At 75.9% G+C, this 4935-nt stretch carries 5 protein-coding genes and 1 pseudogene; 2 read left to right on the forward strand and 4 right to left on the reverse strand.

Going from position 1 to position 4935, the window contains the following annotated elements; genetic code table 11:
- The 4 genes from MCM47_RS39330 to MCM47_RS39345 all read right to left on the reverse strand — a co-directional run.
- Positions 1-2422, reverse strand: a 2422-nt coding sequence (locus MCM47_RS39330) for a BTAD domain-containing putative transcriptional regulator (protein ID WP_238951682.1), incomplete at its 3' end; no start/stop codon positions are given.
- A gap of 101 nt (positions 2423-2523) precedes the next feature.
- A complete protein-coding gene (locus MCM47_RS39335) occupies positions 2524-3117 on the reverse strand; it encodes a hypothetical protein (RefSeq protein WP_238951683.1) in 594 nt (197 codons plus the stop codon).
- Between the two features lie 175 nt (positions 3118-3292).
- On the reverse strand, positions 3293-3577 hold the full coding sequence (locus tag MCM47_RS39340; RefSeq protein ID WP_238951684.1) for an antibiotic biosynthesis monooxygenase: 285 nt from the start codon (positions 3575-3577) through the stop codon (positions 3293-3295).
- Positions 3578-3740: 163 nt separating this feature from the next.
- A complete protein-coding gene (locus MCM47_RS39345; protein WP_238951685.1) occupies positions 3741-3905 on the reverse strand; it encodes a hypothetical protein in 165 nt (54 codons plus the stop codon).
- A gap of 188 nt (positions 3906-4093) precedes the next feature.
- Between MCM47_RS39345 and MCM47_RS39350 the strand changes: the two genes are divergently transcribed.
- Both MCM47_RS39350 and MCM47_RS39355 read left to right on the forward strand, forming a co-directional pair.
- Positions 4094-4729, forward strand: a complete 636-nt coding sequence (locus tag MCM47_RS39350) for an NUDIX hydrolase (protein WP_238951686.1) — start codon at positions 4094-4096, stop codon at positions 4727-4729.
- A pseudogene (locus MCM47_RS39355) lies at positions 4713-4935 on the forward strand (hydrolase); the annotation flags it as partial. The gene MCM47_RS39350 and the pseudogene MCM47_RS39355, both read left to right, overlap by 17 nt.

Genomic DNA, 4935 nt, shown 5'->3' on the forward strand with positions numbered 1-4935 from the left:
CAGGAGCTTGCCGAGTTCCCCGACTGCCTCGGGGTCGAAGTCCGCGTACGCGCGGACGCGCCAGGGTGTCGGTTCGGTCCATGCCGTGTAGGCGGCGGTCAGCAGGTCGTTGCGGCCCTCCGCGCGGGCGACGCCCACGGCCTGCAGTTGTGCCTCGCGGGCGGGTACGACGGCGCCCATCCGGATCCGGCAGTCCACCAGCTGGCCCAGCAGTGTCACGCGCAGCAGGGTGGCGTCCTGGCCGGCGAAGGCGGCGGGATGGTCGGTGAGCAGGCCGAGGGCCGCGTTCAGGAGGGCTTCGGCGTTCTGGGGTGCGTAGCGGCGCACCGCCTGTTCGCAGGCCAGCCGGGCGTGGTGGACGGCGGGGGCGGCGTCGGCGGTCACCACCGCGGCCGCCCGCAGGAGGTGGTGGGCCGTGGCGGCGACGTCGTCGGAGCCGAGGGCGATCAGGGACCTGCCGAGGCGGGAGTGCATCCGGGCCAGCCGCAGGCGGGGGGAGGGCGCCTTCCAGGGCGTCCCGCACGAGGGCGTGGGTGAAGCGGACGGTGCCCGGGCGCGGTTCGGTGAGCAGGCCGGCGGTGACGCCGGCGTCCAGGGCGTCGAGGAGCTGGTCGGCGTCGCTGTCCGCTGCGTGGACGAGCAGGGCCACCGGGGCCTCGCGTCCGGCGACGGCTGCCAGGCGCAGCCCGGCGGTGACGGTCGGTGCGAGCAGGGCGAGGCGACGCCGCAGTACGTCCTGGACGCCCTGCGGGACGCGGGCCAGGGCCTGCTGCTCGCCCTCACCGGCCATCAGGAGCGAGCTCTCGCGCAGGTAGAAGGGGTTTCCGCCGGCGCGTTCGGCCAGGGCCACGGCGGCGTGGTCGCTCATGTCGGCCGCGCCGCGGCGCAGCAGTTCGACGGCCTGGGCGTCCGACAGGCCGGTGAGGGCCAGCCGGAGCGGGGAGCAGGCGGCCAGGCGGGCCAGGGCGCCGGTCAGGTCGCCCTCGCCGGTGCGGTAGGAGCCCACCAGGAGCAGCGGGACGTCGCGCAGGTGTTCGGCGCAGAGCAGGTACAGCTCGATGCTCTCCTGGTCACCGCGGTGCAGGTCGTCCAGCACGATCGCCAGGGGGCGGCGCAGGGCGGTCTCGCGCAGCCAGCCGAGCAGCGCCTTGTGGAGGCGGAAGCGCCGGGCGGGGCTGCCGTCCGGTTGTCCGGTGTCGCTCGTGGTGCCGGGGGCCAGCAGCGGGGCGAGCTCGTCGGCGTAGGGGCCGGGTGGTGCGGCCTGGGCCAGGGTGGGCAGCATGTCGAACCAGGCCCGGCCGGGCGGGGCGCCGTCGGTCTCCGGGCAGTGTCCGGTGCCGACGAGCCAGCCCTGTGGGGGCAGTTGGCGGACGGCGGCTTCCAGGAGGCTGGACTTGCCGATGCCGGCCTCGCCGGAGACCAGGACGACCTGGGCGCGGCCGGTGCGGGCCCGGTCGGCCGCGGCGGCGAGGCCGGCGAGTTCCTCGTCGCGGCCCAGGAGCCGGTCGGCCGTCAGGACCGTCGGCGTCCGGCCTCCGCTCCCGGTCCCGGCCCCGGTCCCGCTGCCGCTGCCGAAGGTGGCGTTCGGGCTGCGCGTCGGCACCGGGGCGGTGCTCGTCCCGGTCCGTGCGGGGGCCGCGGCGGGTGTTCCGGTCGCGCGGTGAAGGACGTCCAGGCGCTGGTGCAGCAGGGCCTGTTCCAGCTCCAGCAGGGCGGGTCCGGGCTCGACGCCGAGTTCCTCGCCGAGGACGTGCCGGGCCCGGCGCAGCGCGGCCAGCGCGTCGCCCTGGCGGTCCCGGGCCCACAGGGCCAGGGCGAGCAGCCGCCAGCCCTCCTCGTGCAGCGGCTGTTCCCGGGTCAGCATGCCTGCGTCGGCGAGGGCCTGGGCGGCCTGGCCGCAGCCCAGCCGTGCGGCCGCGAGGCGTTCGCGGGCGGTGCGGTGCACCTCCTCCAGGCGGGCGCGTTCGCCGGCGGTCCACGGCTCGTCCGAGAACTCCGCGTACGGCTGCCCGCCCCACGTGGCGAGCGCCTCGGCGAGGCCTTCGGCGGCGGTGTGGGCGGGCAGTTGCGCAGTGGAGCAGGCTGCGACCCGGTGCTCGAAGGCCCAGGCGTCCACCGCGTCCTGCTCGACGGCGAGGGCGTAGCCGTAGGGGGCGCTGACCAGTAGCCGTGCGGGCGTGCGCGGTGCCCGGTCCGGTTCGAGGACGCGCCGCAGACGGGCGATGTAGGCGTGGAGCGAGGTCTGGGCGCTGGACGGGACGCGCTCCGGCCACAACCGTTCGATGATCCGTTCCGTGGGCACCACCGCTCCGCGGGCGAGCAGCAGTTGGACCAGGACCATGCGGGCGAGCCGGCCGCCGGTGTCGACCGTGCGGCCGTCGACCTCGACCCGGAACGAGCCGAGCACCTTCAATACGATCATGACGGGGACATCGTAGACGGCACGAACTGCGCCCGGTGCCACGGCGGTGCCGGACGGCGGGCCGTCCGGCCGCCGTCGCGGGCACCGCCGGGCGGGTGCCGTCAGCTGCTGAACAGCAGCAGGGCGACCAGTTCGCCGGAGGGGCCGCGGCCCGCCAGGCACAGCGCGGCCTCGGCGCAGACCGGGAAGGCCAGTGCCGGGCCCCTCCCGTCGGTCGGGGCGGCCGTACGCTCCCCGGTCGGCGCGCCGACGGGGACGCAGATCGGCTCGCCGGGCGTGGTGGGACGAAGTCGCGTGCGCAGGTCCTCGGCGAAGGCCTCCGGGTCGCCGGCGCGGGCGGCGTTCATCGTGTCGGTGTCCCACAGCAGGGCGAGGTCGGGGCCGAGCGGTTGGTAGTCCTCGATGGTGTCCTCGTACTCGGCGGCGGCGACCGCCTCGGGCGGGGCCAGCGGGAGCAGCAGGGCGGCGACGGCGTGGGTGCCGTCGCGGTAGCGGGTCACCCCCGCGTACACCGGGTGGGTGCCGAGCGGTACGTCCGGGCAGGGCGTGAACTCGCTGGGGTCGGGGCTGCTGAACACCAGCCGTCCGCGGACGGTGAGGTCGCCGGCGTGGCGGAACTCGTCCGGTGGCACGGTGACGGAGGGCAGGTGCTCGGCGGTGAGCGTGCGCAGCACGGCCGGGTAGTCCATGGTCATGCCGGTGATCATGGCAGCGAGGTCGGACAATCCGTTCGGATGTGCCGTGGGCAGGGTGGGCGCGGTGACGGTAGGGGCCTCCGGTGCTCCCTCGGCCGCCGGCCCGGGGCCCGGCGGGTCGGGGCCTGCGTGCCCGGCCGGAGTCGGGGCCTGCGTGCCCGGCGGGGTCGGGGCGCTAGGCGGAGGCCGCGACGGGGCCGGCCGTGACCTGGGGCGGGTTGGGCAGCAGGGCCGCGAGGTTGTCCCGGACGAAGTCCGCGGCCCTGCGGACCGACTCCTCGGCTCCGGCGCGGTCCTCGAAGACGCTGGTGGAGAGCATCACTCCGTCCCCCGCGTCGACCCAGTAGTAGGCCAGGAACCCGGGGACCTCACGCAGGAGGGGCACGAACCCCTCGGCCACTCGACGTCCTGCCTCGGCGGGATCGGTCACGCCTTCGTACCGCCGCACCACTGCGTACACGCTGGTCTCCTCACGGGTTCCGGGGTCGTCGTTCGAGGCGGCATGCCCAGGCCGGGCGACGTCCGCCCGCGACCCGTCCGGAAGACGCCCGACGGCCGTAGCGCCGGCGGGTCTTCCGGCGGGCCGGCCGTACCGCCGACGGGCCGGACGGGCCGCCGCGCGGTCACGGCGCCTGGGTGTCGGCCGCCGGCGGCTCGGGCTCCTCGTCGTCCTCGCCCTCGGCCCGGACGTCCGGCGGGGTCGGCGCGGTGATGTTCCGCTGCTCCGAGGACCGCTCGCGCGTCTGGTCGTCGGCCGGCTCGGTGCCCTCCTCCTCGGGAGTACCCATGGCAATCGTCCCCTTTCGCCTCGGCACCACACTCCCACCCGCTCGCGCGCGGCGCATCGCCAGGGACCGTCACGGGTGACCCCGGCGAAAATCCGGTACCTGGACGGCGGGCGGCCGGGCTAGGTTCGGACACCGCGGGCCGCGCGCCCGGACCGAGACGGGCGGGACGAGAGGGAACGGGGAGCAACGTGAACGACACGGGCACATCGAGGGAGTTCCGGACGGCCGCCGAGCTGTTGTCGGAGTTCCGGCCGCGCAGTGCGAGGGAGGCCGCGGTTCTCGCCCGCGTCCTCCCGCTCGCCGCAGCCGGTGATCCCTATGCCCGTGAGCGGCCGCTGCACCTGACGGCGTCCGCGCTGATCGTGCACCCCGCCGGCCGGGAGGTGCTGCTGCGCTGGCACGAGCGGCAGCAGGACTGGCTGCAGGTCGGCGGGCACGGCGACCCGGGCGAGGAGTTCCCGGCGCAGGTCGCGCTCCGCGAGGCCCGCGAGGAGAGCAACCTGCCCGACCTCGTGTTCTGGCCGGCTGCTCGGCTCCTCCACGTCGTGGTGCTGCCGGTGCCCGCGTCCGACCGCGAGCCCGCGCACGAGCACGCCGACCTCCGGTTCGTGCTCGCCACCCGTACCCCGGCCGCCGTCCGCCCGGAGCGGCCGTCCGCCCGGGTGCGGTGGCTGCCGATCGAGGAGGCCCGTGGGGCGGCTCGGGGTGAGGCGCTGCGGGAGTCGCTGGCCCGCGTGGTCGAACTGCTGGAGAACGAAGGCCCGGCCGCCCTGTCGGCCGACGGATCCTCATGGACGGGTGGAGTGGATGACAGTGACCGGTGACCAGGTGCTCGTGTTCGACGCCGACGACACGCTCTGGGAGAACAACGTGCTCTTCGAGCGCGTGATCGACGGCTTCCTCGACTGGGTGGCCGCCACGACGGAGGACCGGCCGGCCGCGCGGGCGCTGCTGGACCGGGTGGAGGCGGCGAACGCGAAGACCCTCGGCTACGGCGCCGCGGTGTTCCGCCACAACCTCACCGAGTCCC

It is taken from the genome of Kitasatospora sp. A2-31 (assembly GCF_022288725.1).
Lineage (GTDB): Bacteria > Actinomycetota > Actinomycetes > Streptomycetales > Streptomycetaceae > Kitasatospora.

Excerpts from the sequence above, each read along its gene's own strand:
- MCM47_RS39335 (WP_238951683.1), bottom strand. The coding sequence starts at position 3,117 with ATGACCATGGACTACCCGGCCGTGCTGCGCACGCTCACCGCCGAGCAC.
- MCM47_RS39345 (WP_238951685.1), bottom strand. The coding sequence starts at position 3,905 with ATGGGTACTCCCGAGGAGGAGGGCACCGAGCCGGCCGACGACCAGACG.